The following is a 25,964-nucleotide window of genomic DNA, read 5'->3' as shown; positions in this document are numbered from 1 at the left end:
CTCCGGACGGCACACCGGATCGGCAACACCGGCGAGGACGACCCGACCTTTGTCGAGGTGCCCGTCCGGGCGACGGCTCAGGAGCCGGTGATGACCTCTATCAGGCTTGCGAAGCTGTCTCTGCCGTGGCCGGCCTCGATGCCTCTGTCCGTGAGCGATTTGACGAGTTGGGGCAAGTCGGTGTTCACACCCCGCACTCGGGCGACTTGGATGAGGTGGTCCATGAGGGGCGCATCGAGTTCGAGCCATTCCTCGTCACCGGGGTACCGGCCGTTGTCTATCTGTTCGGCGTAGTCGGCGATGACCGACGCGATCGTGGTCGACATCCAGTGATTGAGCAGTGGGGTCGTGGTTGTCGCGGGGACCTCGGCCGTGTGCAGCAAGGCCGCACTGTAGCCAGTGGCCGATTTCACGTCGCCGCTGATCGTGAAGGGCGCCGATATCGAGACGGTGCACACCCGGCTGCGTCATACCGGCGCGGAGACCACCTCGGAGACCTCCATGTGTGGTTTGTGGCCGGACGCCGACGAGTCCACCCGGACCGCAATCGGTGGAGTGATCGCGGAGGGGTGGACTCGGCTACAGCTGTTGCGGACCTATTGCGGACGGAAGGTGGTTCGTAAATGCTCCGCCGCAGGTCGGACCGCTATAGCGGCTTACACGTCGAAGTAGAGCTCGAACTCGTACGGGTGCGGCCGCAGGTTCACCGGGGCGATCTCCTGCTCACGCTTGATGCTGATCCAGGTGTCGATCAGATCCTCGGTGAAGACATTGCCTTCGGTGAGGTATTCGTGATCGGCCTCGAGGCGGTCGATGACCGAGGCCAGGCTGGTGGGGGCCTGCGGGATGTTCTTGGCCTCCTCCGGCGGGAGCTCGTAGAGGTCCTTGTCGACGGGGGCCAGCGGCTCGATCTTCTTCTTGATACCGTCCAGGCCGGCCATCAGCATGGCGGCGAAGGCCAGGTACGGGTTGCCCGAAGAGTCCGGCGCGCGGAACTCGATGCGCTTGGCCTTCGGGTTGTTGCCGGTGACCGGGATGCGGACCGCCGCGGAGCGGTTGCGCTGCGAGTACACCAGGTTGATCGGGGCCTCGTAGCCCGGGACCAGGCGGTGGTAGGAGTTCACGGTGGGGTTGGTGAACGCCAGCAGCGACGGCGCGTGGTGCAGGATGCCGCCGATGTAGTGGCGGGCCAGATCCGACAGGCCGCCGTAGCCGGCCTCGTCGTGGAACAGCGGCTTGCCGTCCTTCCACAGCGACTGGTGTGCGTGCATACCCGAGCCGTTGTCACCGAACAGCGGCTTCGGCATGAAGGTGACGGTCTTGCCCTCGGCCCACGCGGTGTTCTTGACGATGTACTTGAACAGCTGCAGGTCGTCGGCCGCGCTCAGCAGGGTGTTGAACTTGTAGTTGATCTCGGCCTGACCGGCGGTGCCGACCTCGTGGTGACCACGCTCCAGCTCGAAACCGGCGTTCTGCAGGTTGGTGGAGATCTTGTCGCGCAGGTCGACATAGTGGTCGTAGGGGGCGACCGGGAAGTACCCGCCCTTGTTACGAACCTTGTATCCGCGGTTCGGGCTGCCGTCGGGGTTGGTCGCCGCACCGGTGTTCCAAGAGCCGGAGATCGACTCGACCTGATAGAAGGCGCCGTTCATGGCGGAGTCGTAGCGCACCGAGTCGAAGATGTAGAACTCGGCCTCGGCGCCGAAGAACGCGGTATCGGCGATACCGGTCGAGCGCAGGTACTCCTCCGCCTTGCGGGCGATATTGCGCGGGTCGCGCGAGTACGCCTCACGGGTGAAGGGGTCGTGCACGAAGAAGTTCATATTGAGCGTCTTCGCCGCACGGAACGGGTCGAGCTGCGCGGTGCTGTAGTCGGGCAGCAGCAGCATGTCGGACTCGTCGATGGACTGGAAACCGCGTACCGAAGAACCGTCGAAGGCCAGGCCCTCTTCGGCGAGATCGGTCGTGAAGGCCTTCGCCGGGATGGAGAAGTGCTGCTGCACACCGGGCAGATCGCTGAAGCGGATGTCGACATATTCGACCTCCGAATCCGCGATGTACTTGATGACCTCGTCGGCCGTGCTGAACGTCACTTGGTTCTCCTTACGGATAGATTCCCAGCCAGTATCGAGTGCGGGGCGTCGCGACCCGACGCTATGGACAGGGTGTTTCCCGCCAGTCAAGAGTGTGTTTCGCCAGTGTTACACGTCGGGTCGGCGGCGTGTCCTCGGCCACGCCACGAACTGCGGGTTCGGTCCGGGCTGCCCTTTATGCCCGGAATCCCGCGAGAACCCCATGTAACGGAGGCCGCCGTCACTCGGGCGCCGCACACCGCCGCAGGCGCGGTCGAGGCGAAGCCTATCCACGATCCGCGCCCGGCGAGTGGATGCCCAGGTATACGACGACAGCACACGCCCGAAGCGCACGCGGAGGTACGCGGCAGCGCAGGCCGGAGCGCACGCGGAGGTACGCAGGAGCGCAGGCCGGAGCGCACGCGGAGGTACGCAGGAGCGCAGGCCGGAGCGCACGCGGAGGTACGCAGGAGCGCAGGCCGGAGCGCACGCGGAGGTACGCCTATTCTGGGTTGCATGGCACGTATCACCGGTTCCTGGCTCTCCGGACCTCCTGTCGCCCCCGGTACCGGCAGCGACGATTACGCCGGGTCGGGCCTGGGTCTGCCGCGGGAGGGCGCCGGGTCGTTACCGGGGATGTTCCGCCGCGTGGTCGCGATGCTGGTGGACTGGCTCATCGCGGTCGGTATCTCGGCGTTGATCGCGCAGGGTATGCCGGCCTCATCGGTGAACCTGGGGCTCTGGTTCGTGATCGGGGTGGCGGCGGTGACGCTGTTCGGATTCACCCCCGGGCAGTATTTCCTGCGCATCCGCGTGGCCCGGGTCGATGCCGAGGCACCGGTCGGGTTCCTGCGGGCGCTCGGCCGCCAGGTGCTGCTGGTGTTCGTGATCCCCGCGCTGTTCACCGACGCGGACGGACGCGGGATGCACGATCGCGCGACCGGCACCGCGGTGGTGCGTTCTCGCTGACCTCTTACCACGTGACGCCCGGTTATGCCCCCGCGCGGCGTCACTGAATCCGGTACTGCTCGGTCTCCGTGCCGGCCTACCACCTGCTCGCCTACGACCGGGTGCTCTGGCTGTGGCGACGCTGAGCCACCGGCCGCACCGGGTCAGCGGCGGCGGATGGTGCGCTGCATGCCCCGCATCTTGGCGTTCGTCGGCATCGGCCCCTTGGGCATGGCCGGACCCCCGCTGCGCGAGCTGAGGGCACTGAGCCGGCCCTCGATCTGATCCATCCGCTTGGTGTCGATATTGCGCGGGAGTTTGGTCAGGTAACGCTGGAGTTCCTTCAGCGGGACCTGCCCCTCCTCGTTGCCGATCACCACGTCGTAGATCGGGGTGTCACCGATGAGCCGGGCGGTGCGCTTCTTCTCCTGGGCCAGCAGCGACCGCAGCCGTTGCGGTGATCCCTCTCCGACCAAGATCACCCCGGGCAGACCGATCACCCGGTGCACGGCGTCGAGCTGGGTGGTGGCGGCGATACCGTTGCTGACCCGCCATTTGCCCTGCAGGTTGTCCAGCACCCACGCGGCGGCACCGGCCTGGCCCTCAGCTTTTCCGTAGACGGATTTCTGCACACGACGGCCGAAGATGATGAAGGCGAACAGCAGCCCGAGCAGCAGACCCAAGGGCAGCAGGAACCACTGCACACCGAAGAGGAAGCCGATCCCGACCAGCACCAGTGTGGTGACGACCACCGCGCCGATCATCAGCGGCAGCAGCAGCTTGTCCTCTTTGCGCTGCATCTGGAACGCCTGCCAGATCTGCTGACGACGTTCCTTCGACTGTGCTTTGCGCGCCGCTTTCGCCGCGGCCTTCGCCTCTTTGTCGGGCTTGCCTGCTGCCATGGCTCCCAGAATAATGCCCGGCCCGCGACCTCCGGCCACGGGACGGACTCCGGCCACAGGCGGCCGCGCCCGGAAACCGGCATCGCACCGCCGGACGGTCCGGGCCGGGGGTTGCGCGGGCGAGGAGAATGCAGGGATGTCCACCGAACTGGAGGCCGATCCGGCGGCCGGCGCACCGGTCGACGACGCGACGGCGGAGCGCCTGGCCGCCGCACTGCGCTGCGTCACGGTGTCCCGGGAGGAGGCCGAGCCGGGCCTCGACGGCTCCGGCCCGGCGGCCGATGCGGAATTCCGGCGCCTCGCCGAGCACCTGGAGCGGTCGTTTCCCCGGGTGCACGCCGCACTCGACCTCGAGCTTTTCGGGCACAGCCGGCTCTACACCTGGCCGGGCGTGGATCCCTCACGAACGGCCGCGATCCTGCTCGCGCATCAGGACGTGGTGCCCGCGGACGATCCGGCCCCCTGGACCCATCCACCGTTCGCGGGCGTCGTGGACGCGGAGTTCATCTGGGGCCGCGGCGCGATCGACGACAAGAGCCGGGTGCTGGCCATCCTGGAGGCGGTCGAATCCGCCCTCGCCGACGGGGTGCGGCCCCGGCACACCGTTCATCTGGCGTTCGGCCACGACGAAGAGGTGTTCGGCGACCGGGGCGCCGTGCGGATGGCCGCCCGGCTCCGGGAGCTGGGCGGCCACGCCGACCTGCTGCTGGACGAGGGCGGGGTGGTCACCGAGGGGATCGTGGGCGAGGTGACCGTCCCGGTGGCCACGATCATGGTCGGTGAGAAGGGCTATGCCACGGTCCGGTTGTCCGTATCGGAGACGGGCGGGCATTCGTCCATGCCGGGCCGGCGGACCGCGGTCGGGCGGCTGGCCCGCGCCGTGAGCCGGATCCAAGACGATCCGATGCCCTTACGGGTGACTCCCGTGGTCACCGATATGCTCGCCCGCCTGCGCCCGCATCTCCCCGCCACCAAACGCCGGCTGCTCGGGTTCGCGACGCTGGCGGCGCCGGTGATCACCCGGATCATGGCCGCGGCACCGCAGACGGAGGCGCTGGTGCGGACCACCACGGCACCGACGGTGATCCGCGGCGGAGTGAAGGCGAATGTACTGCCGCAGCAGGCCGAAGCGCTGATCAACTTCCGGATCCTGCCCGGCGATACGGTCGACTCGGTACTCGCGCACTGCCGCCGGACCGTCCGCGACCCCCGGGTGCGGATCGAACTGGTGGGGGCGGCGTCGGAACCCTCCCCCGCGACCGGCCCCGGTCCACAGTTCGACCTGATCGCGCGCCTCACCGAGCAGGTGGTGCCCGGCGTCGCGGTGACCACCGGCCTGGTTCCCGGCGCCACCGACTCCCGCCACTACGACGATCTGGCCGCCACCCGCTGCAATTTCGCCCCGATCCGGCTCACGGCCGCGGATCTGGAACGGATACACGGAAACGACGAGCGGCTGTCCCGGGTGAACTACGCTCGCCTCATCGACTTCAACCGGCGCCTGCTCACCGCGCTCGCCGAGCCGGAACAGGCCGGCTGAGGGGGCGACACCTCCACCTTCGCTACGGCCGCCGCCGACGACACGCACCAACTCCGAAGGAGACCCCATGAGGCGATACCTTCGCCTCCGCTACGGCCGCCGCCGACCGCACGTACCGACCTCGAGGGAGGCCTTGTGACCAGCGACCAGGACATACGGGTAGAGCGTGGGGAGTTCGAGCACGCCGGGCACCGGCTGAGCCGGCGTTCCTGGGCGCCCGCGACGGCGGCGCGCGGGGTGATCGTCCTCGTGCACGGTGTGGCCGAGCATTCGGGCCGCTACGAGTATGTCGCGCGGACCCTGGCGACCGCCGGGTTCGCGGTGTACGCGTTCGACCATGTGGGGCACGGGGAATCCGCCGACGCGGGCTCGCGCGCCAATATCGGGTCGATCGGCAACGCCGCCGACAATGTGGCGGCTCTCCTCGATCTGGCGCGCACGGAACACCCCGGCGTACCGGCGTTCGTGATCGGCCATTCCATGGGTGCCCTGATCACCCTGTACCTGGCGACCAGGGCGCCGCTGGATGTGGCCGGGGTGGTGGTCTCGGCGCCGCCGTTGCTCATCGCCGCCGGGAATCCGGCGCAGCGGCTGCTGGCCCCGGTGCTCACCCGGCTGGCACCGAATCTCGGCGTGCTGAAACTCGATTCGTCCCAGATCAGCCGCGATCCGGCGGTCGTGGCGGCCTACGACAGCGACGCGCTGGTGTTCCGCGGGAAACTGCCCGCCCGCACGGCGACCGAGATCCTCACGGCCGCCGGGGCCGTGCTCGACCGTCTGCCTGAGTTACGGGTTCCGACGCTCGCGCTGCACGGAACCGGCGACGCCATCGCCGCCCCGGCGAGTACGGACCGGATCGAACAGCGCGCGGGCACCACCGATCTCACCGTCCGCCGCTACGACGGGCTCTACCACGAGATCTTCAACGAGCCCGAACGCGACCAGGTACTCGCCGATGTGGTCGCCTGGCTGGATGCGCGGGTCGCCAGAGGGTGAGCGCCGGTGCGTCTACTCGTATTCCGCGAGGCAGGCGTTCTCGCCTCCGAGCACACCCAGCCGGAACGCGTCCAGCCGTAGATAGCCCTCGGGGACCACATCGCCGTTGACATCACTGGCGGCCAGTCCGTCGGCGAGCAGACCCGAGACCGCCTCGTCCAGATCGCCCGCGGACAGGCGCGGATTGCTGTTCTCCCTACTCAGCGCCGTGGTGACCACACCCGAAAGACAGGCGGTACGCAATCCCGCCGTCTCGGCGCCGACCAGGGAGAGCTGTTTGTCGTTCTGGTAGGCGAGGGTGTAGCGGGAGACGAACACCACGAAGGCGTTGTAGTCGCCGGCGACGATGGCCGACAGCGGTCCGTCCTCGCCGCCGGTTTCGCCTGCGCGCTCGGCGAGCGCATCGACATCCGTGCCGATCACATCGGTGACCGGGCAGTACGCGACGGGTACGGTGCGGGTGGTATCGGAGCAGCGGGCCGGCACTCCGTCGTAGTCGTATTCGGGTGAACCGGTGACCGGCAGGATCGCCGCGAGCGCGGCGGCCATATCCGCGAGGGAATCCTCGGTGACCTCCAGCTGCAGGTACTCCTCTCCGGGTTCCTCGAAGGTCACCGGGAGGCCGGACCGGCGCTCCTCGATCTCCTGCTCGTCGATCTGCGCGCACGCCTCGGCGCCGTTCGTATAGCCCATCTGGACCGCCGTGACCCGCTCGAAGGCGCTGCCGTGCACATTGTCCGGGTCGTCGGGATCCCGGTCGCGGACCGCGACGGTGGCGCCCAGGACACCGTTGAGACCCTCGGTGGTGTTGAGCGTGAAATGCCGGGAATCGCCCTCGGCCACATGCCGCAGGAAGACGCCGGCCAGGCAATCGGCCTGCTGTTCGGTGACCAGCCCCGGGGAGTCCTCGGTCGCGATCCCGGCGGGTATCTGCAGGGCGTGCCCGTATTCGTGGGCGAGCACCATCACCACGGCCATGTCGCCGAACTGCTCGACCAGTTCCGGCAGCAGTACACCGCGGTCCCAGCCGATGGTCTCGTCCGTTCCGCAATAGGCGGCGTTCACCAGTTCGTGGGTGCTGACCGTGCAGAACTCGACCGAATCGCGTTCGGGGGCAGTGGCATCCCAGGAGATGAGTTCCGATACCGGGCGGAACTCGCCCGGGAAGGTGGCCGAATAGTTCTCCGTCCAGAATTCCTCGATATCGGCGACCGCGTTGAGCGCGAGCCGGTCCATTTCGCCGCCGTCACCGTTTTCGGCCTGCCGGTCGGTGTCGGGTACGCCCTCCCGGGGACCGCTGGGCCCCGTGCTGGTCGTAGCCCCCGTGATCTGCCACGGATTCTCGGCCTCCCGCTGTGTCGAATTCGCCTGCGAGCACGCCGACAACGCCGAAACCGTCAATACCGCCGCCACCGCGACGACCAGCCGTGACCACCGTGTCCTGGCCATTTCCGCCTCCCCGTTCCTGCCCCGGACCCGCGGGCCCGGCGCCGCCCGATCGCGATACCGCCGCGACCGCGCCGAGGAATATCGAATCACAAGGCGGGCAACGGCGTACAGCGCTGAAGTACGGGCGGCTCGGTCACTCTGCGGTATAGGAGTCGTCGGGAGGGCCGTTGGCACCCGGTCCGGTCCTACACTGAACTCCACCCGTCCCGAGGAGGCCCGGTGTACATCGAGGAATTCCGCTCGCCCGGCCCGTTGACGGCCGCGGCCGCCGAGGAACTGGCGTTCTGCCTACCGGGCGGTAGCTCGCGGGTCACCGTCGCCGCCAACGACCGCTCGGTGAACCTGCCGGTGCTCCCCTGGTGCTGGTCCGAACTCGGGATCGGAAAGGACACCCGGGTGACGATCACCGCGCAGGGCGGTTACCGCCCGGCCGATCGGGAGGACCGCCGGGCGCTGGCGGAACTCGTCACCCGGTTCCGGGCCCTGACCGCTCCGGACGCTGGTCAGACGCCGAAGACCCGCTCCACCACAGCTCGGGCCCGGCGGGTGATCCGCAGGTAGTTGTCGAGGAACTCACCGCCGTCGTCGGTAGGCCAGCCCGCGACCCGGGCCACCGCCGACAGCGTGGTGCCCGGACCGGGCAACTGGTCGGAGGGTTTACCGCGCACCAGAACCAGCGCGTTGCGGGCCGCGGTCGCGGTGATCCAGGACTGACGCAACAGGTCGGTGTCCATCGGGCTCAGCAGCTCCGCCTGTTCGATCACATCGAGCGATTCCAGCGTCGAGGTGTTGTGCAGGGCCGGGATCTCGTGCGCGTGCCGCAATTGCAGCAGCTGGACGGTCCATTCGATATCGGCGAGGCCACCGCGACCCAGTTTGGTGTGGGTGGCCGGGTCGGCGCCGCGGGGCAGCCGTTCGGAATCGACCCGGGCCTTGATGCGGCGGATCTCGCGGACCGCGTCGGCGGACACACCGCCCGCCGGGTAGCGCACCCCGTCGATCGTGTGCAGGAAACGCAGGCCCAGTTGCTGATCGCCGGCGACCTGGTGGGCGCGCAGCAGCGCCTGCACCTCCCACGGCTGCGCCCACTGGTGGTAGTAGGCGTCGTAGGCGGCGAGGGTGCGCACGAGCGCGCCGCTGCGCCCTTCCGGCCGCAGGCCCGCATCGACCTGCAGCGGCGGATCGGTGCTGGGGGCGCCGAGCAGTTTCTGTACCTGCTCGGCGATACTGTTGGCCCATTTCACGGCGACGTGCTCGTCCTCGCCGGGCCGCGGATCACAGACGAACAGCACATCGGCATCGGAGCCGTAGCCGAGTTCCCGGCCGCCTAGCCGGCCCATCCCGATCACCGCGAAATCGGCGGGCGCGGGTGCGCCCCGTTCGGCGACGCTCGCCCGGATCACCGCGCGCAACGAAGCCTCGAGCACCGCCACCCACACCGCGGACAGGGCGGCACAGACCTGTGGCACGTCCAGCAGGCCCAGCAGGTCCGCCGACGCCACCCGGGCGAGTTCGTGCCGGCGCAGGGAACGTGCGGTGGCCACGGCCCGCTTGGGGTCGGTGTAGCGGTCGGCGGCGGTGAGGATGCCGCCTGCCACCTCCACCGGCTGGGTGCGCAGCAGTAGCGGTCCGTGCGGACCGTCGGCGTACATGCGGATGGTTTCGGGGGCGTTGATCAGCAGGTCCGGCAGATACGCCGAGGAACCCAGCACCATCATCAGCCGCTGCCCGACCGCACCCTCGTCGCGGAGCACCCGCAGATACCAGTCCTGGTCCGCCAGCCCTTCCGACACCCGCCGGTAGGCGAGCAGTCCGGCGTCGGGGTCGGGAGTCTCACCGAGCCACTCCAGCAGGGTCGGCAGCAGTACCGCCTGGATCCGGCCCTTTCGCGAGACACCGCTGGTCAATGCGCGCAGATGGCTGAGCGCGTGCTCGGGCGAGGCGTACCCGAGCGCCGCGAGCTGCCGGACGGCGGCGTCCGGGCTCAGGCGCAGCGCGTCGGAGTCCAGCCGGGCCACCGATTCCAGCAGCGGCCGGTAGAAGAGTTTGGTGTGCAACCGGCGGATCCGGCCCGTCTGCCGACGCAGCTCGGCCTGCAACACTCCCGCGGCATCACGTCTACCGTCCGGGCGGATATGCGCGGCGCGGGCCAGCCAGCGCATACCTTCCTCGTCGTCGGCGGCGGGCAACGTATGGGTGCGTTTGAGCCGCTGCAACTGCAGCCGGTGTTCGAGCAGACGCAGGAATTCATAGGAGGCCGTGAGGTTGGCGGCGTCCTCGCGGCCCACGTATCCGCGCGCGGCGAGCGCCGCGAGGGCTTCCACGGTGCCCTGGACGTGCAGTTTCGGATCGACCCGGCCGTGCACGAGTTGCAGCAGCTGCACCGCGAACTCCACATCGCGCAGGCTGCCGCTGCCGAGTTTGAGTTCGCGCTCGCGCAGGTCGGCGGGCACCAGATCCTCCACCCGGCGGCGCATCGCCTGCACATCCGGGACGAAGTCCGGCCGCTCGGAGGCCGTCCACACCAGCGCGTCGGTGGCCGACCGGTACTGTTCGCCGAGGTCCAGATCGCCGGTCATCGGCCGGGCCTTGAGCAGCGCCTGGAACTCCCAGGTCCGCGCCCAGCGCTGGTAGTAGGCCAGATGGGAATCGAGCGTGCGCACCAGGGCGCCGGCCTTGCCCTCGGGCCGCAGCGCGGCGTCGACCTCGAAGAAGGCCGAGGAACCCACGGTCATCAGTTCGGCGGCCAGGCGGGTGGCGACGGCATCGGCGGGTTCGGCGACGAAGACGATATCGACATCGCTGACGTAGTTGAGTTCGCACGCGCCGCTCTTACCCATGGCGATCACGGCCAGCCGCACCGGGCACGGCTCGTCCCGGCACACCCGGGCCACCGCCACCGCCAGCGCGGCGGTGAGCGCGGCGTCGGCGAGCGCGGTGAGCTGGCGACCCACCAGCTCGTAGGGGATCACCGGCTCGTCCTCGACGGTGGCGGCCAGATCGACGGCGGCCAGCAGCATCAGCTGATCGCGGTACCGCTTGCGCAGCGCCGCGACCACTTCCGGTCCGGATTCGGTGGCCCGGTACAGCATCGGCGCGGCATTGGGCCCGGACTCGGGTTCGCCGCCGACGACCGCGAGCAGATCGGCGATCAGCTCGTCGCGGTCGGGTAACTCCTCCCGGCGCAACAGCACCCAGGCCCCCGGATCGGCCACCAGATGATCGCCCAGCGCGGTGGAGGAACCCAGCAGCGCGAACAGCCGGCCGCGCAGCATCGTCTCGGCCCGGATCGCCGAATCCAGCTCGGCCCACTCGTTCCCGAGCGCCTCGGACAACCTGATCAGCGTGTTCAGCGCGAGGTCGGCGTCCGGTGACCGCGACAGCGACCACAGCACCGGAATGCTCTCGATATTGTCCCAGCCGAGCGTTTTCAGCGAATCGGCGGCCGACGGTTCGAGCAATCCCAGGCGGCCGACGCCGGGGACGGCGGACCGGGCGGACGGTGGGCGGACCATGAGCTCAAGGTACCGATAACCGGGGCCGGAATGTGCCGGACCCCTCGGTCGCGCGCGGTCGCCGGCCACACCGGCGCGGAGTCACGGAACCGGCCGGTCCGGGCGGTGGGCCGACCCGTTACCGAACCGGAGAATGCGGCCGTGACCGTCGCCGGCCGAACCGCGGCGTCACCGGCGTCCGCGTCGACACCCTGCGGCCCCGAGCGGATCGCGGGTCTCCCGCCCGCCGGGCGACCGCGGGGGGCCACCGGGCGGACGAGGGACGAAATCAGAGACCGAGGTATTCGCGCAGCTCGAACGGCGTCACCTGGGCACGGTAATCCGACCATTCGCGCCGCTTGTTGCGCAGGAAGAAGTCGAATACATGCTCACCGAGCGTTTCGGCGACCAGCTCCGAACGCTCCATCGCGTGCAGTGCCTCGTCCAGGGTCCCGGGCAGTTCCTTGAAGCCCATGGCACGCCGTTCGGCGGCGGTGAGCGACCAGACGTCGTCCTCGGCCTCCGGCGGCAGCGTGTAGCCCTTCTCGACACCGCGCAGGCCGGCCGCGAGCAGGACCGCGAAGGTCAGGTACGGGTTGCAGGCGGAATCGGGGCTGCGGATCTCGACGCGCCGCGACGACGACTTGTTCGGGGTGTACATGGGCACCCGGACCAGCGCCGAACGGTTGGACCGGCCCCACGAGGCCGCGGTCGGCGCCTCGCCGCCGTGGATGAGCCGCTTGTAGGAGTTCACCCACTGGTTGGTGATGGCGCTGATCTCGTGCGCGTGTTCGAGGATGCCCGCGATGAACGCGCGCGCCGTCGCGGACAGGTTGTCCGGATCGTCCGGATCGGAGAACGCGTTCGCCTCGCCCTCGAACAGGCTCATATGCGTGTGCATGGCCGAGCCCGGGTACCGGGCGAACGGTTTGGGCATGAACGTGGCGCGCACGCCCTCGTCGATGGCCACTTCCTTGATCAGATAGCGGAAGGTCATCACATTGTCGGCCATCGACAGGGCGTCGGCGTAGCGCAGGTCGATCTCCTGCTGGCCGGGCGCGCCCTCGTGGTGGCTGAACTCCACCGAAATACCCATGGATTCGAGCGCATCGATGGCGTGGCGCCGGAAGTTCGGCGCGGAATCGTGAACCGCCTGGTCGAAGAAGCCGCCGCTGTCGGCGGGGACCGGGTCGACGCCGTCGGGCTGGTTCTTCAGCAGGAAGAATTCGATCTCCGGATGCACATAGCAGCTGAAGCCGACATCCCCCGCCTTGTTGAGCTGACGCCGCAGCACATGGCGCGGATCGGCCCACGACGGCGACCCGTCGGGCATGGTGATGTCGCAGAACATCCGGGCGGAATGCTGGTGGCCTTTGCTGGAGGACCACGGCAGCACCTGGAAGGTCGACGGATCGGGCCGGGCCACCATATCGGCCTCGGAGATCCGGGCGAACCCTTCGATCGCCGATCCGTCGAATCCGATGCCCTCTTCGAAAGCTCCTTCGAGCTCGGCGGGCGCGATGGCGACGGACTTGAGATAGCCCAGTACGTCGGTGAACCAGAGACGCACGAAGCGGATGTCCCGCTCTTCGAGCGTCCGCAGCACGAATTCCTTCTGGCGATCCATGACCGCGAGAGTAGGCACCCGGCGTTAAATCCGTGTTACATGACGCGCCGCGCTGTGTGTCGGATCAACAGCGGAGGCCCTCGGCGGGGGGCTCGAGGTCCACCAGATAGCGCACGACCGCATCGTCCACGCAGGTGGCGCCGCCGTTGAAGACCACCGTATGGCTGTCGCCCTCGTGGGTGATCAGTGCCGCACCGAGCTGGTCGGCGAGGTCGACGCCCGCCTGGTACGGCGTGGCCGGATCGCCGGTGGTGGACACCACCACCAGCCGGGGCAGTCCCTCGACGGAGATATCGTGCGGCCGGCTGGTGTTCGGCACCGGCCACTGCGCGCACAGTTCCAGCGGCGCCGCTCCGGTGCCACGGCCGTCGTCCAGGAACGGGGCGGCCCGGCGGTATTCGGTGTCCTGCCGGCCGGCGACCGCGCGATCGGTGACCCGCGGGTCGTCCACGCAGCGGATCGCGTCGAAGGCGTCGGTGAGATTGCTGTAGGTGCCGTCGTCGCGGCGGCCGTTGTACATATCGGCGAGCTGTAGCAGCGTATCGCCGCGGCCCTGGGCCAACTCGGTGAGCCCGATGGTGAGCACCGGCCAGAAATCCTCGCCGTACAGGGTCTGCTGCACCCCGGTGATCGCGTCGTCGTAGCCGAGGCCACGGGGGTCGGTGGTGGCGGCGGGCGCGTTCCACAGCGGATCCACCAGGGCCCGGAACCGCGGCACCGCCCGCGCCGGATCGGTACCGAGCGGGCAGTCCGGTGATTGGGCGCAATCCGCGGCATACGCGTCGAAGGCCTTCTGGAATCCCGCTGCCTGGCGTAGCGATTCGGCGACCGGGTCCTGCGAGGGATCGATGGCGCCGTCGAGGACCATGGCACGGACATTGCCCGGGAACTTTTCCGCGTACGCGGTCCCCAGCCGGGTGCCGTAGGAATAACCGAGATAGGTCAGCTTCCGATCACCCAGCACCGCCCGCATGATGTCCATATCCTGGACCACCTCGCGGGTGCCGACATGGGCGAGTAATTCCGTACCGGTGCGGGTCACGCAGCGGTCGGCGTATTCCCGGTTCTCGGTCTCGGCCTCGGCGATCCCCTCCGGCGTGTTGGGCTCCGGCAGTTCGGCCCGCTCGGCATCGGCTTCCTGCGGGGTCAGGCAGTCGACCGCGGGCGTGGAGGCGCCGACCCCGCGCGGATCGAACCCCACCCGGTCGAACCGATCGGCCAGCTCGGTCCCACCGGCCAGCATCACCGTGGACAGCCCGGACATACCCGGACCGCCCGGGTTGATCAGCAGCGAACCGATCTTGTCGCCGCTCGCGCGCATCCTGGACACCGCGAGCTGCGCGGTCGGGCCGGCGGGGTCGGCGTAGTCGACGGGAACCTCGATCCGGGCGCACTGCGCCGCCGGCGGCAGCGCTTCCCCCGGGTCGGTGTAGCCGGCACACGGCTCCCAGGCCGGGGTCTGGCCGTAGAAACGACTCAGCTCGGCGGGGATCGGCGCGGGCGGGTCCGGTTGTTCCCGGGCCTCGTCCGCGCATCCCGCGACCAGCACCGTCGCTACAGCCAGCACCGCCAGCACACCCGCCGGCACTCCACACCCGCTCCGCACCGCCGCCATGCTAGCCGGACCCGGCCCGGTCCCGGGGATGTGACCAACCGCACCTGGTCGCGGGCTTAATCCGGGCTCGGCCGCGGGTGCACACTGGAGGACGTCAACCAGACCCGGGGACCCGATCAGGGCCTCGAGGAGACGAAAGGGACGATGATGTCCGAATCATCAGGCACGCCCGATTCCACCTCGGAAACACCCGCCTACGGTGCCACCGCGGTGGCGAAACCGGCCCGGCGGCCCACCCGCGTCCAGCATCTGCAACAGATGAAGGCGACCGGTGAACGCTGGGCGATGCTCACCGCCTACGACTATTCCAGCGCCCGCCTCTTCGACGAGGCCGGCATCCCCGTACTGCTGATCGGCGATTCTGCCGCCAATGTGGTGTACGGATACGAGACCACCGTGCCCATCACCACCGACGAATTGATCCCGCTGGTGCGCGGCGTGGCGCGCGGCGCCCCGCACGCCCTGGTGGTGGCCGACCTGCCGTTCGGTACCTATGAGGGCTCCCCCGAGCAGGCCCTCGCCACGGCCACCCGGTTCATGAAGGAGGGGGGCGCGCACGCGGTGAAGCTGGAAGGCGGCGAGCGCGTCGCCGACCAGATCAGGTTGCTCACCGCCGCCGGTATCCCGGTGATGGCGCATATCGGTTTCACCCCGCAGAGCGTCAACACCCTGGGCGGCTATCGCGTCCAGGGCCGCGGCGAGGGCGCCGAGGGACTGCTGGCCGACGCGATCGCGGTCCAGGCCGCAGGCGCGTTCTCGGTGGTGATGGAAATGGTCCCGGCCGAGGTGGCGGGTCAGGTCACCCGCAAGCTCACCATTCCGACCGTCGGTATCGGCGCCGGCGCGGACTGCGACGCCCAGGTGCTCGTCTGGCAGGACATGGCCGGGTTCACCAGCGGGAAGACCGCGAAGTTCGTCAAACGGTTCGCCGCGGTCGGCGACGAACTGCGCGGGGCGGCCGCCGCCTATGCCGAGGAGGTACGCCGCGGCACGTTCCCGGGTCCGGAACACAGTTTCTGACCCCGGTCCGGGCTCGTGACGGGTCCCCAGTCCGGCGCGGGATGGCAAACTCGGTGTCGACGGTTTCGACTCTCGAGTTCTGAGGTACTGATGCGGCGACGCGCTTGGACAACACGGGGTGCCCTCACGGTGGCGGGAGTGTGCGGGGCGGCGCTGCTCACCGCGTGCGGCGGTGTGCAGACGGGTTCGGAGGACACCTCTCCGGCCGCCTCCACCTCTTCCGCCACCCCCTCGGCGACCACGAGCAGTGCCGCACCCGCCACCCCGCTCGAGGTCTCCGACAGGGCGGCCCAGAACCTGTGCGACATGATGCGCCCTGAGCTGTCCAACTGGCGGGTCCAGGGCCCGACGCTGGGCCGGATCGGCCTCAACGCCATGGTGCACGAATGGGCGCTCACCAACGGCGGCATCAACGCCCAGGTCCTGGCCGACAAGGCGGTGGTGGACCGGGTGACCGTCAAGGCCTGCTCCGATGTGCACGACGAGGCCGTCCAGGCACTCGAACTCCCCGACCTGGCCTCCGGCCTGGCATTCTGATGCGTCCGCCGTACCCGCCGATCGAACCCTACGAACGAGGCATGCTCGAGGTCGGCGACGGCCAGGCGGTGTACTGGGAGACCAGCGGTAACCCGGTCGGGAAACCCGCGGTGTTCCTGCACGGCGGTCCGGGCGGCGGCACCATCCCGCACAACCGCCGGTTCTTCGACCCGGACCGCTACCGGATCGTGCTGTTCGATCAGCGCGGCTGCGGCCACTCGACCCCGCATATCGCCGACGGGGCCGACCTCTCGGTCAACACCACCGCCCATCTCATCGCCGATATCGAAGCGCTGCGCACCGCACTCGGTATCGAGCGGTGGCTGGTCTTCGGTGGTTCCTGGGGTTCGACCCTGGCGCTCGCCTACGCGCAGCGATATCCGCAGCGGGTCACCGAACTGGTGCTGCGGGGGATTTTCCTGCTGCGCCGCAAGGAAATCGACTGGTACTACAACGGCAGCGCCGGTTACGTCTACCCGGACGAGTGGGCAAAATTCCTCGCCCCGGTTCCGGCGGCCGAGCGCGGCGGCGACCTGGTGGAGGCCTACCACCGGTTGTTCGCTTCCGCGGATCCGGAGGTCGTCACCACGGCGGCTCTCGCGTGGACCGCCTGGGAGAGCGCCACCAGTACGCTGCGCCCCGACCCCGAGCGGATGGCCGAAACCTCCGATACCCGGTTCGCCCTCGCCTTCGCCCGGATCGAGAACCACTACTTCCGGCACGGCGGCTTCCTCGAGGAGGCCCAGCTGCTCCGCGATATCGGCGCGATCACCCATATTCCCGCGGTCATCGTGCAGGGCCGCCACGATATCGTCTGCCCCGCGGTCAGCGCGTGGGATCTGCACCGCGCCTGGCCGGGGTCGCGCCTGCACATCGTCGACGACGCCGCGCATTCCGCCGCAGAACCCGGTATCACCCATCATCTGGTCGAGGCGACCGGTACCTTCGCAACGGTGGAACACCATGAATGACGAACAGGTCTCGGCGGCCGACGCCCTCACCGACGCGCTACGCGCCGATATCGAACGCCTGCTCACCGCCGAACCGGAGGTGCGGGCCGACGCCGACGATTCGGTCCATCAGATGCGGGTCGCGACCCGCCGGTTGCGCAGTGTGCTGCGCTCCTACAAGAAGCTGATCGACCCGGACGCCGACAGCCGGATGCGCACCGAACTCGCCTGGCTGGCCGGGCTGCTGGGAGTGGCGCGCGACGCGGAGGTCCGCGCCGAACGTTTCATCGCGCTGCTCGACCGCTACGCCGATCCCGGATCGGCCGCCCTCGAACCCACCCGCGACCGCCTGGTCCGCGCCGAACGCGACCGGTACGCCGCCGCGCACGGCGAGGTCCTGACGGCACTGGACAGCGACCGCTACCGCGCCATGCGGCGGGAACTGAAGAAATGGCGCGACGCTCCGCCGTTGCGCGAATCGGTCGACGCGATACCGGCCGGCGAAATGTTCGAGACGGTACTGCGCAAGGACCGGAAACGGGTGCGGGGCCTGGTGCGGTCCGAGCCGACCGTGGCACCCGCCGACCGGGTCGAACTGCTGCACGATATCCGTAAAAGTGCCAAGCGTTTACGGTATTCCTGCGAAGCCGCCACCGCGGTCCTCGGCGATACCGCCGCGGACCTGGGCAAACGCGCCAAACACCTGCAGACCGTGCTGGGCGATCACCGGGACGCGGTCGAATCCTACGATGCGCTGCGCGCCCGCGCCGCCGAAGCCCGCGCCGCGGGCGAGGACACCGCCCTGTTCGAGACACTGGCCGATGCCGAGGACACCGCGGCCGGTCGCCACCTGGCGCAGTATCCCGCGGCGGCCGCAGCCATCGACACGGCCTGAGGCCCGGTTCCGACAGCGGAGTGGCAGAGCGGGTTTCGAGGGCGTGGCTCAGCCGGCCACCGTCGCGCCCCGGCCGGAAACGAGCCGGGCCGGTACCGGGTTGCCCCGGTACCGGCCCGACAGTACGGAAATCCGTACGGACTACTGCAACGCCAGCATCGAGCCGCTCAGTTCGTGCAGCGGACCGAACACCGTGAAAGTCACCCGGCCGTTCGGGTAGGTGGAGGAAACGGCCGCGGCCGCGTCCAGCGCCTGACCGAACGACGGAGCCGACGGATGCGGAACACCCGCCACCATCTGCCCGATATTGTTCTGATCCACCCAGCGGGTATCCGCCGGGCTGAGGTCCACCCGCACTCCACCGGGCAGCGGTGTCACCGCGACGGCACCGGCCGAGCCGGCGCCCACGGTAGCGAGAACAGATGCGGCCCCGGCCATCAAAGCTCCGGTTGCCAAGGTACGTGCTACCCGCATATGTGTTGTGACCTGTCTTCCGATAGGTATGAATCGGCTCGTTCCGCGAACTCCAGGGCACCGGGCGAGCCTGCCGACCCCGCATACTTTATGACGGCGATCACCATTTATGCCAGTTCTGCACGAATCCCGCCGGAAAAGATCGTGCCCACCTGGCAACTGATACTGTGGCGAACCGTAAGCATCCGACTACATCCGAGCTGGAGTTTCCTCACGTATGTCCACTCTCATCTATGACTATCTGCTCCCCCTCGTCGGTCCGCAGCAGGCTGCCTCCCTCGCGCAGATGTTCGTGATCGGTCCCTCGGCCTGAGTAGCCGCTGGATGAACGTCGTCCCCCGCCGGGCGGGGGACGGTGTCCATCTCGCGGAGTTACCATCCGGCACGTGCACAGACCTCTGTCCTTACTCACCGCCGTCCTCTTCGCGGTCCTGCCCGCCGTCACCGCCTGCGGAAACGACGGCGCCGAATCGACCCCAACGGCATCCCCTGCAACGACCGCCGCGACTCCCGATACCGCGCAGATAGACCAGGTCAAGGCCGGTTCCTTCGCGATCAGCTTCCGCGGTGCCTTCCCCGGTCTCGCCGAAGGCCGCGACGATACGGCGATCACCGCGATCTTCACCGAAACCTGCGCCGAGATCCGCTCCGGCGAACCGCAGGACGAGGTGGTCTCCGCGCTGTCCGGCCGGCTCGCAGCCGGCGGTACCGAAGCGACCGACGCCGAGACACAGGCCGTGTATCAGATGGTCGCCGTCATGTGCTCGGGGCGATAGCCACACGCCGATCCGCACCCCGGTGAATTTCGTCGTCGCGACCCGCCGCGGAATTCACCGGAAAAGGATGAGTGGCACGAATCGAGCGGCCCGGGCGAAACGGTGGTTTTTCCGATCAGCGCCCGCGGGCGCTGTCCTCGCCGAACAATTCGGTCGCATATCGCGCGGCCCATTGTGCGAAGGTCGTCGCCGGACGACCGATTATTTCTTCGACCACCCGGTTCGGCGGCAACGTGTGCCCATCCAGCCCGATGAGGACATTCTCGACATACCATTGCGCGTTGTCCCCCATCGCCGGGCCCAGCGCACGCACGGTCTCCTCGGGAGTGACACGCACGAAATCGATCGTGCGGCCCAGCGCTGCGGCGATCTCCCGCACCAGTTCGGCTCGGCTCAGTTTCTCCGGGCCGGTCAGCTCGTACGCCCGCCCACGGTGACCGTCCTCTGTGAGCGCGACCGCGGCGACCGCCGCGATATCGTCCATCGCGATCGGCGTGCTACCGGCCCCGGGGTCGGGTTCGCGCACCGCGCCGGTCTCCCGGATCTGCTGCGCCCACATTCCCGTGTTCTCCATGAAATCACCGGGCCACAGATGGGTCCAGGCGATCCCGCTCGCTTCGACCGCCGTCGCGATCGCCCCCCACCAACTGTCCGGTTCGCCGGATAGATCGACGATATGGCGCACCCCGGCGGCGCGGGCGACTTCGACCACCTCGTCCACCCCGTCCTGGATCGATGCCAGGTACATGCGATCCACCCCATCGAACGCGGCGGGCAGCGTTTCGGGCCGGCGCAGGTATCCACGAACCGCTTCGACGCCGGGCGGCAATGCGGCCTTCGCCGGGTCGACGGTGAGCGCGCGGATATCGGTCGCACCTCGTATCAGCAGCTGATCGACGACCTTGCGGCCGATGTTCCCGGTGGCACCGGTCACCAGAATCGCCATACTCATCTCCGCTCTGAACCTGGGGTGATCATCGACCCGGCGTCCGCCGAGACGGGCTCACCGGTGGAACTTCGAGAAGTCGCCCTCCCACAGCACACTGCCCGCGGTCACCACCGCCGGATTCAGCTGCGCCTTGGTCACTTTGTACGCATGTTTCACCGTCTGGCGGCTGCCGGGCGGGATCAAGCCCTGCACGCCGTCACCGAATCCTTCCGGCGGTGACTTGACGTGGGGAGCCGCGGTGCCCGCGTCGCCGTACACCACGGTCGGCGTCGTCCAGTTCTTGCCGTTCCACACATCGTCGGTGATGTTCTCGATCTGCAGGGTGAACACGGTCACCGGCCCCTCCTGCGAGTTCACCTCCTCCACCGACACGATGAACGCCGCCAAACCGGACTGGCCGACCGCGGTTTCGGCCGGATCGTACAGCCCGCGTGTTTTCGTTGCGGGGGGCACGCTCGCCGCCGAGGTCTCCTCGCTGGCGACGATGGTCATGGGCGGGGCCTGGCCGGTCGATGCGTCATCGGCTGCGCAGGCCGACAGTGCGCACACGGCGGCCCCGACTGCGGCGGCGGCGAATTGTCTGGCTCTCATCGTGTTTCCCTGGTGCCGGCACGGGGCACTCGGTGGCCCCCGCTGTGAAACAAAGATCGTACGCCCGGTTCCCCCTCCGTCCAGTTCCCCGCTGCCACCGTCGGGAACGACCGCGCGAATCCGGCACGCGCTGCCGGGGCGGGGCGGACGGGTGCGGACGAGCCGGCCAGTAAGCCGGATCCTGTCCCCGGTTCGCACCGGGGGGCGGCCATCCATCTGGGCACACCGTCGCCGGGTACCTCGAGCGGTCCACCCGCAGGCTCGGGCGAGCAGCCCTCGAACACCTGCGCAACCGCACCGCGAGGTGCGATCTTCGACCTTGCTCCGGGCGGGGTTTACCGAGCCGCCCCGGTCACCCGGGGCGCTGGTGCGCTCTTACCGCACCGTTTCACCCTTACCGCACGGCCCTCACGAGCCGTGGGCGGTCTGTTTTCTGTGGCACTGTCCCGCGGGTCACCCCGGGTTGCCGTTAGCAACCGCCCTGCTCTGTGGAGTCCGGACTTTCCTCGGCGCCGAGCGTGACACCACTTGGGTGTCCGTTCCCGGCGCCGCGACCGCCCGGCCGACTCATCCGCCGCATCAGGATACTCGGTGGCAGTCGACCGCCGCCCGCCCCCGGTCGCCGCGCGCTCCTGCCAAGGCTGGATGACTCGTCCGGACCGATGACTCGGTACGGTCGATGATCATGGAGCGTGTCGAGGTCGGCTTCCCGTCGGGAGGTCAGAAATGTGCCGGCTGGTTGTACCTACCGGCCGGCCCACCCAAACCACGCCCCATCGTCGTGATGGGGCACGGGTTGGGGGCCAACCGGGAAATGGGACTGGATCGGTTCGCGCGGCGGTTCGCCGCGGCGGGAATGGGGGTGCTGGTCTTTGATTACCGGCATTTCGGGGCCAGCGACGGCGATCCCCGGCAGGTGGTGAATCTCGCCCGGCAGCGCGAGGATTGGATCGCCGCGGTGGCCTATGCCCGGACGATGCGCGGTTTCGACGCCACCCGCATCGCCCTGTGGGGCACCTCGCTGGGCGGCGGCCACGCCCTGGCCGTCGCCCCGGACGACGCCTATATCGCGGCGGTGGTGGCGCAGGTCCCCTTCGTCAGCGGAGTCTCCTCCGCACTGGCGAAGGGACTGCTGAGTTTCGTAAAGGTGGGCTTCCTGGCGGCGTCGGACCTGGTGTTCGGCACGATCTTGCGCAAGCCGGTGCAGATCCGGCTGGCCGGACGTAAACGTGCCACGGCGATGATGACCGGTTCGGATGTACCCGCCGGATTCGGCCGGTTGGCCGAGGAGAGCGCGAACTACCGGCCCAAGATCGCGGCCCGCGCGGCCTTCTCGATCCTGTTCGCCCGTCCCGCCCGGCATGTGAAGGAATTGAAGATGCCGGTGCTGTACGCGCTGTGCGACAAGGATTCGATCACCCCGGTGAAACCCGCGCTGCGGGCCGCCGAGAAGACCAAACACGCGGTGGTGAAGCGGTATCCCGCAGGTCATTTCGATCTGTACTTCGACGAACTCTTCGAACAGACCGTCTACGACCAGACCGAGTTCTTGATCTCGGTGCTGCGTCCCTGACCGCCGGTACCGGCTCTACTGCGCCTGTCCGGTACCCGCGTAGATGTTCCCGGGCCGGCGGTCGACCGCCGGCCCGGGAACATCTGCTGGGCAATAAACGCACCCGAGTGGGATGCATTCGCCGCAAAGCCTGTGCCGGAACGGTTTCCGTGATACATCTGGGGCGTGGCGGATGCAAGCGAGCCTCCGGGGAGTCCCGGTACTGCCGATCTGGTCTGGCAGCGGTTGGAAGACCAGCTGCGGTGGTATCGGACGAAAAGCCGACATGCGCAAACCATGTACAAACGGGTGAAGCTGGGCCAGATCGTGGTGGGCGCGATCGTGCCTGTCATCGCCGGGGTCGGCGTGCCGGGTTGGGTGACCGCGAGTGCTGCCGCGGCAGTGCTGGTGGCCGAGGGAGCGCAACAGCTGTTCCAGTGGCACAGCAACTGGCTGCTGTATCGTTCGGCCGCGGAGCAGCTCAAACACGAGAGCTTCCTGTACCTCGCCCAAGCCGGCCCCTATGGTTCGCCGGATCGTCATATCAGGCTGGCCGAACGCATCGAGTCGGTCATGGCCGAGGAGAATGCCACCTGGGCGACCCAAAGTGATCAACCAATGGAGGAGGCGAAGCAACTACCGGCGTAGCGCGGACAATTCCGCCACGCACAGCAATCGTCGGCTGCGGACCGAGCAATAGGACAGGCGGAAATTCCCGGGCTCCTGCGTGATTCTACATCGGAGGGGATCGGCATCGATGCGTATTTTCCTGAGTCATTCCAGCAAGGACAGTGCGGTGGCGATCGCGTTGAAACAGTGGCTGGCCGAGCAGGCTCCGGCGCTGGACCGCGAAGTGTTCCTGGATGTGGACCCGACGACGGGGATAGCGGCGGGACGGCAGTGGAAAGCGGAATTGCGCGCGGCGGTTACCCGCTGCGAGGCCGTACTGTGCCTCGTATCGGCGCATTGGCTGAATTCGCGAGAATGCCAGGTCGAGTACCGGACCGCGGAAATGCTCGGAAAACGGATCTTCGTCGCGCGGCTGGGGCCGGTGGGCGAGGGAGATATCACTCGGGAATGGCAGCGCAGCGACCTGTACGGCTCCGGTCCGTCGACCAAGATCCGATTGCCGGGCCGCCTCGAACCGGTGGTGCTGCGCACAGCGGGACTGACCCGACTGCTCGATGGGTTACAACAAGCGGGAATCGCCGCGATCCACTTCCCGTGGCCACCGCCGAACAACCTCGACCGGTCCCCGTATCGGGGCTGGCGTCCACTGGATCCAGTGGACGCGGCCGTGTACTTCGGCCGCGACACCGAACTGCTCCACGCGTTGGATCGGCTGCGCGGGATACGAGTCACCGGCAGTCGCAGGCTTTTCGTCGTTCTCGGACCTTCGGGCACCGGTAAATCGTCGTTCTTGCGGGCCGGGCTGATACCACGTCTCGCGCGCGAGGACCACGAGTTCACAATGCTCGACATCGTCCGGCCGGAACGATTCGCGATAACCGGATCACTAGGGCTTGCCGCCACCGTGCACGCCACCCGTGCCGGTCTGGGACTTCCGTTGCCAGCACTCGGTGACATCAAGAAGGTCCTGCTACGGGGCGATGCCGACGTCTTGCGCGAGTGGCTGGCCGAGATCCACGTCGTGGCGTCCCGGCGCCTACCCGACTCGAATTCCGCCGCACCGACTCTGCTGCTGCCGGTCGATCAGGCCGAAGAACTGTTCGCCGCGGATGCAGGGCCGGAGGGACGGCAGCTGCTGGATCTGCTGTCGGCGGTGCTCACCGCGACGATCGGCGAACGGGTGCCGCTGATCGTGGCCGCTACCATCCGCACCGACCGCTATGAGGTTTTGCAGTCGGCACCGCAACTGGCCGGCATCGGCACCGAACTGTTCGACGAGCTCACACCGATGCCGCGGCATCGGTTCCGCGACATCATCACCGGACCCGCCGCACGTGCCTCGGCCGCCGGCCACCGCGTCGAGTTCACCGACGAGCTGATCGACCGACTGCTGTCCGACTGCCACGACGGGGCCGACACACTTCCGCTGCTGGCATTGACCCTGGCCACCCTGCACCGCGACTACGGCCACACCGGCCGGCTCACCCTCGAGCACTACCGTGGTATCGGCGGCGTCGCCGATGTGGTATCCACCGAGATCGACAAGATCCTCAACCCCGATACCGCCACCCGCGAACAACAGCTGGATCTATTACGGACGGCATTCGTCCCCTGGTTGGCGACCGTTGCCCCCGATACCGACCAACCGCTGCGCCGCATCGCCCGCTACGACGATCTGCCCGCCGCGGCGCGACCGCTGATCGACCGGTTCGTCGACCGGCGTCTGCTCGTCAAGGGCCACGACGGCAGGAGTGTCACCGTCGAGGTCGCGCTGGAAAGTCTGTTGCGCCGATGGGACGACCTCGCGGCCTGGCTACGCGAACAGGCCGACGACCTTCGCACCGCCGACACCCTCGAAAACGCTGCCGCCGACTGGGAACGTCACCACCGAGCCGACGCCTGGCTGCTGACCGGGACCCGCTTGAGCGGCGCGCAAGCCCTCGCCGGCCGCCCCGGCTACCGCGACCGCCTCGCCGGCGTCACCGAGTACCTCACCGCCTCACGCCGGCACGAGAACCAGCGAACCGCATCCAAGCTCGCCCGCGCCCGCGAGCACGCCGAGGCACTACGCCGCCGCGCCCGGGCCCTGGTCGTTCTCATGGTGGTGACAGCACTCGCCGCGGTACTCGCCGGGACCGGCTTTCTCTTACAGGCCGAGGCCGGCCGGCGGGCCGATGCCCGTGCCCGCGAAGCGATCGCCACCCGCCTCATCTCCGAGGGCACACCCATGCTCGTCGGCGACAGACCTGGAGGTACCGTGCGTGGCGTCCGGCAAATCCTCGCCGCTGATGCTCTGGGCTCCAGCCCGGCCACCCAGCACGCGCTGCTCAACGCGCAGTACCGGCTTCGTGACATCATCGAGTTGGGTCCGGATCTCCCACAGCCGGGTCGACTCGGTAGCAGGATTCACGATCCGGCAGTTGTGATCCCCGAGAACGGCGGGAACGTGCGGATCGTACGAGCCGGCGCTCCCGAACAATTTTCGTTCCTGCCCGGCGACATCACTGTTCGAAGTGTCAGTGAAGACGGTTCGACTGTTGTGATCGGCGACAAGATAGGGAATGTGCGAGTCATACGGACCGGTGCTCCCGAACGGTCCTTCCACATGCCTAACCAGGTCGCGGAGGCCGAGGCCAGTGCGGACGGTTCGACTGTTGTGGTCGGTGACGCCATGGGAAATGTGCGGATTGTGAGAGCCGACGATTCCGGACACTCTTCGCTCCTGCCCGCCAACATCACCGGTGTGGGGGTCAGCGCGGACGGTTCGACCGCGGTCGTCGGTGATTTCAAGGGGAATGTGCGGATCGTACGAGCCGACGGTGCAGAACAAACCTTCCTGCTGGACGGCTGGATCACCGGTGTGGGGGTCAGCGCGGACGGTTCGACCGCGGTCGTCGGTGATTTCAAGGGGAATGTGCGGATCGTACGAGCCGACGGTGCAGAACAA

At 68.4% G+C, this 25,964-nt stretch carries 23 protein-coding genes and 1 other RNA gene; 13 read left to right on the top strand and 11 right to left on the bottom strand.

All coding sequences use genetic code 11. The features are described from left to right. Positions 1 to 77 precede the first annotated feature (77 nt). A complete protein-coding gene (locus AB0H42_RS02790; RefSeq protein ID WP_357049529.1) occupies positions 78 to 413 on the bottom strand; it encodes a hypothetical protein in 336 nt (111 codons plus the stop codon). On the opposite strand from AB0H42_RS02790, the gene AB0H42_RS02785 reads away from it, so the two are divergent. After that, on the top strand, positions 400 to 672 hold the full coding sequence (locus AB0H42_RS02785; protein WP_357049598.1) for a hypothetical protein: 273 nt from the start codon (positions 400 to 402) through the stop codon (positions 670 to 672). The genes AB0H42_RS02790 and AB0H42_RS02785 overlap by 14 nt on opposite strands. Here AB0H42_RS02785 and glnA (AB0H42_RS02780) read toward each other — a convergent pair. Beyond that, positions 657 to 2,093, bottom strand: coding sequence for a type I glutamate--ammonia ligase (gene glnA / locus AB0H42_RS02780; RefSeq protein ID WP_357048822.1), 1,437 nt, complete (start codon positions 2,091 to 2,093; stop codon positions 657 to 659). The genes AB0H42_RS02785 and glnA (AB0H42_RS02780) overlap by 16 nt on opposite strands. 495 nt (positions 2,094 to 2,588) lie before the next feature. Between glnA (AB0H42_RS02780) and AB0H42_RS02775 the strand changes: the two genes are divergently transcribed. Continuing rightward, entirely contained in the window at positions 2,589 to 3,041 is a 453-nt protein-coding gene (locus tag AB0H42_RS02775; protein WP_357048819.1) for an RDD family protein, read from the top strand. Between the two features lie 143 nt (positions 3,042 to 3,184). Here the strand turns inward: AB0H42_RS02775 and AB0H42_RS02770 are convergent, their stop codons facing one another. Beyond that, entirely contained in the window at positions 3,185 to 3,922 is a 738-nt protein-coding gene (locus AB0H42_RS02770; RefSeq protein WP_357048816.1) for a DUF4191 domain-containing protein, read from the bottom strand. A 136-nt stretch (positions 3,923 to 4,058) separates the two neighbouring features. Here AB0H42_RS02770 and AB0H42_RS02765 point away from each other — a divergent pair, with 136 nt between their 5' ends. Continuing rightward, positions 4,059 to 5,462, top strand: coding sequence for a M20/M25/M40 family metallo-hydrolase (locus AB0H42_RS02765; RefSeq protein WP_357048813.1), 1,404 nt, complete (start codon positions 4,059 to 4,061; stop codon positions 5,460 to 5,462). 135 nt (positions 5,463 to 5,597) lie between these two features. Beyond that, positions 5,598 to 6,458, top strand: coding sequence for a lysophospholipase (locus AB0H42_RS02760; RefSeq protein ID WP_357048810.1), 861 nt, complete (start codon positions 5,598 to 5,600; stop codon positions 6,456 to 6,458). 12 nt (positions 6,459 to 6,470) lie between these two features. On the opposite strand, the gene AB0H42_RS02755 is transcribed toward AB0H42_RS02760, so the two are convergent. After that, positions 6,471 to 7,907 (bottom strand): metallopeptidase, encoded by a 1,437-nt coding sequence (locus tag AB0H42_RS02755; RefSeq protein WP_357048807.1) that lies wholly within the window; start codon positions 7,905 to 7,907, stop codon positions 6,471 to 6,473. A 219-nt stretch (positions 7,908 to 8,126) separates the two neighbouring features. Between AB0H42_RS02755 and AB0H42_RS02750 the strand changes: the two genes are divergently transcribed. Next, complete coding sequence (locus tag AB0H42_RS02750; RefSeq protein WP_357048804.1) at positions 8,127 to 8,468, top strand: hypothetical protein; 342 nt, start codon at positions 8,127 to 8,129, stop codon at positions 8,466 to 8,468. Here AB0H42_RS02750 and AB0H42_RS02745 read toward each other — a convergent pair. The 3 genes from AB0H42_RS02745 to AB0H42_RS02735 all read right to left on the bottom strand — a co-directional run bounded on the left by AB0H42_RS02745 (position 8,411) and on the right by AB0H42_RS02735 (position 14,634). Beyond that, positions 8,411 to 11,422, bottom strand: coding sequence for a bifunctional [glutamine synthetase] adenylyltransferase/[glutamine synthetase]-adenylyl-L-tyrosine phosphorylase (locus AB0H42_RS02745; RefSeq protein ID WP_357048800.1), 3,012 nt, complete (start codon positions 11,420 to 11,422; stop codon positions 8,411 to 8,413). The two genes, AB0H42_RS02750 and AB0H42_RS02745, sit on opposite strands and share 58 nt — an antisense overlap. A gap of 268 nt (positions 11,423 to 11,690) precedes the next feature. Further along, positions 11,691 to 13,028, bottom strand: a complete 1,338-nt coding sequence (gene glnA, locus AB0H42_RS02740; protein ID WP_357048798.1) for a type I glutamate--ammonia ligase — start codon at positions 13,026 to 13,028, stop codon at positions 11,691 to 11,693. 64 nt (positions 13,029 to 13,092) lie between these two features. Then, positions 13,093 to 14,634 (bottom strand): alpha/beta hydrolase, encoded by a 1,542-nt coding sequence (locus tag AB0H42_RS02735; protein ID WP_357048795.1) that lies wholly within the window; start codon positions 14,632 to 14,634, stop codon positions 13,093 to 13,095. Positions 14,635 to 14,790: 156 nt separating this feature from the next. On the opposite strand from AB0H42_RS02735, the gene panB reads away from it, so the two are divergent. From panB to AB0H42_RS02715, 4 genes are all read left to right on the top strand, one after another. Continuing rightward, entirely contained in the window at positions 14,791 to 15,663 is an 873-nt protein-coding gene (panB, locus tag AB0H42_RS02730; RefSeq protein WP_357048793.1) for a 3-methyl-2-oxobutanoate hydroxymethyltransferase, read from the top strand. A gap of 129 nt (positions 15,664 to 15,792) precedes the next feature. Next, positions 15,793 to 16,200: a hypothetical protein gene (locus AB0H42_RS02725; RefSeq protein WP_357048790.1), complete on the top strand. Its 408-nt coding sequence runs from the start codon at positions 15,793 to 15,795 to the stop codon at positions 16,198 to 16,200. Then, a complete protein-coding gene (gene pip / locus AB0H42_RS02720) occupies positions 16,200 to 17,171 on the top strand; it encodes a prolyl aminopeptidase (RefSeq protein WP_357048787.1) in 972 nt (323 codons plus the stop codon). The genes AB0H42_RS02725 and pip overlap by 1 nt, the downstream gene beginning before the upstream one ends. Further along, complete coding sequence (locus AB0H42_RS02715; protein ID WP_357048784.1) at positions 17,164 to 18,045, top strand: CHAD domain-containing protein; 882 nt, start codon at positions 17,164 to 17,166, stop codon at positions 18,043 to 18,045. Before pip ends, AB0H42_RS02715 begins: the two co-directional genes overlap by 8 nt. Before the next feature lie 141 nt (positions 18,046 to 18,186). Here the strand turns inward: AB0H42_RS02715 and AB0H42_RS02710 are convergent, their stop codons facing one another. Next, positions 18,187 to 18,483 (bottom strand): hypothetical protein, encoded by a 297-nt coding sequence (locus AB0H42_RS02710; protein WP_232330454.1) that lies wholly within the window; start codon positions 18,481 to 18,483, stop codon positions 18,187 to 18,189. 422 nt (positions 18,484 to 18,905) lie between these two features. Between AB0H42_RS02710 and AB0H42_RS02705 the strand changes: the two genes are divergently transcribed. Then, positions 18,906 to 19,295, top strand: a complete 390-nt coding sequence (locus AB0H42_RS02705; protein WP_357048781.1) for a hypothetical protein — start codon at positions 18,906 to 18,908, stop codon at positions 19,293 to 19,295. 115 nt (positions 19,296 to 19,410) lie between these two features. Here the strand turns inward: AB0H42_RS02705 and AB0H42_RS02700 are convergent, their stop codons facing one another. The 3 genes from AB0H42_RS02700 to rnpB all read right to left on the bottom strand — a co-directional run bounded on the left by AB0H42_RS02700 (position 19,411) and on the right by rnpB (position 21,405). After that, positions 19,411 to 20,241: an NAD(P)H-binding protein gene (locus tag AB0H42_RS02700; protein ID WP_357049526.1), complete on the bottom strand. Its 831-nt coding sequence runs from the start codon at positions 20,239 to 20,241 to the stop codon at positions 19,411 to 19,413. 57 nt (positions 20,242 to 20,298) lie between these two features. Next, a complete protein-coding gene (locus AB0H42_RS02695) occupies positions 20,299 to 20,835 on the bottom strand; it encodes a hypothetical protein (RefSeq protein WP_357048778.1) in 537 nt (178 codons plus the stop codon). A gap of 154 nt (positions 20,836 to 20,989) precedes the next feature. After that, positions 20,990 to 21,405: RNase P RNA component class A (gene rnpB / locus AB0H42_RS02690), an RNA gene on the bottom strand. A 115-nt stretch (positions 21,406 to 21,520) separates the two neighbouring features. Between rnpB and AB0H42_RS02685 the strand changes: the two genes are divergently transcribed. The 3 genes from AB0H42_RS02685 to AB0H42_RS02675 form a co-directional block, all read left to right on the top strand. Further along, positions 21,521 to 22,408 carry an alpha/beta fold hydrolase gene (locus tag AB0H42_RS02685; protein ID WP_357048776.1) on the top strand — a complete coding sequence of 296 codons (888 nt, stop codon included), beginning with the start codon at positions 21,521 to 21,523 and terminating at the stop codon, positions 22,406 to 22,408. Positions 22,409 to 22,573: 165 nt separating this feature from the next. Beyond that, positions 22,574 to 23,035 (top strand): DUF4231 domain-containing protein, encoded by a 462-nt coding sequence (locus AB0H42_RS02680; protein ID WP_357048773.1) that lies wholly within the window; start codon positions 22,574 to 22,576, stop codon positions 23,033 to 23,035. Between the two features lie 109 nt (positions 23,036 to 23,144). Beyond that, a partial coding sequence (locus tag AB0H42_RS02675) for a TIR domain-containing protein (RefSeq protein ID WP_357048770.1) occupies positions 23,145 to 25,964 on the top strand: 2,820 nt, incomplete at its 3' end.

Origin of the sequence: Nocardia sp. NPDC050799 (genome assembly GCF_040654015.1) — a bacterium.
GTDB lineage: Bacteria > Actinomycetota > Actinomycetes > Mycobacteriales > Mycobacteriaceae > Nocardia.
This window is presented reverse-complemented; position numbering and strand designations above follow the sequence as displayed.

Coding starts and splice junctions, on each gene's coding strand:
- AB0H42_RS02775 (WP_357048819.1), top strand. CDS start 2,589: ATGGCACGTATCACCGGTTCCTGGCTCTCCGGACCTCCTGTCGCCCCC.
- AB0H42_RS02770 (WP_357048816.1), bottom strand. CDS start 3,922: ATGGCAGCAGGCAAGCCCGACAAAGAGGCGAAGGCCGCGGCGAAAGCG.
- AB0H42_RS02765 (WP_357048813.1), top strand. CDS start 4,059: ATGTCCACCGAACTGGAGGCCGATCCGGCGGCCGGCGCACCGGTCGAC.
- AB0H42_RS02755 (WP_357048807.1), bottom strand. CDS start 7,907: ATGGCCAGGACACGGTGGTCACGGCTGGTCGTCGCGGTGGCGGCGGTA.
- AB0H42_RS02745 (WP_357048800.1), bottom strand. CDS start 11,422: ATGGTCCGCCCACCGTCCGCCCGGTCCGCCGTCCCCGGCGTCGGCCGC.
- glnA (WP_357048798.1), bottom strand. CDS start 13,028: ATGGATCGCCAGAAGGAATTCGTGCTGCGGACGCTCGAAGAGCGGGAC.
- panB (WP_357048793.1), top strand. CDS start 14,791: ATGTCCGAATCATCAGGCACGCCCGATTCCACCTCGGAAACACCCGCC.
- pip (WP_357048787.1), top strand. CDS start 16,200: ATGCGTCCGCCGTACCCGCCGATCGAACCCTACGAACGAGGCATGCTC.
- AB0H42_RS02715 (WP_357048784.1), top strand. CDS start 17,164: ATGAATGACGAACAGGTCTCGGCGGCCGACGCCCTCACCGACGCGCTA.
- AB0H42_RS02710 (WP_232330454.1), bottom strand. CDS start 18,483: ATGGCCGGGGCCGCATCTGTTCTCGCTACCGTGGGCGCCGGCTCGGCC.
- AB0H42_RS02700 (WP_357049526.1), bottom strand. CDS start 20,241: ATGGCGATTCTGGTGACCGGTGCCACCGGGAACATCGGCCGCAAGGTC.
- AB0H42_RS02695 (WP_357048778.1), bottom strand. CDS start 20,835: ATGAGAGCCAGACAATTCGCCGCCGCCGCAGTCGGGGCCGCCGTGTGC.
- AB0H42_RS02685 (WP_357048776.1), top strand. CDS start 21,521: ATGGAGCGTGTCGAGGTCGGCTTCCCGTCGGGAGGTCAGAAATGTGCC.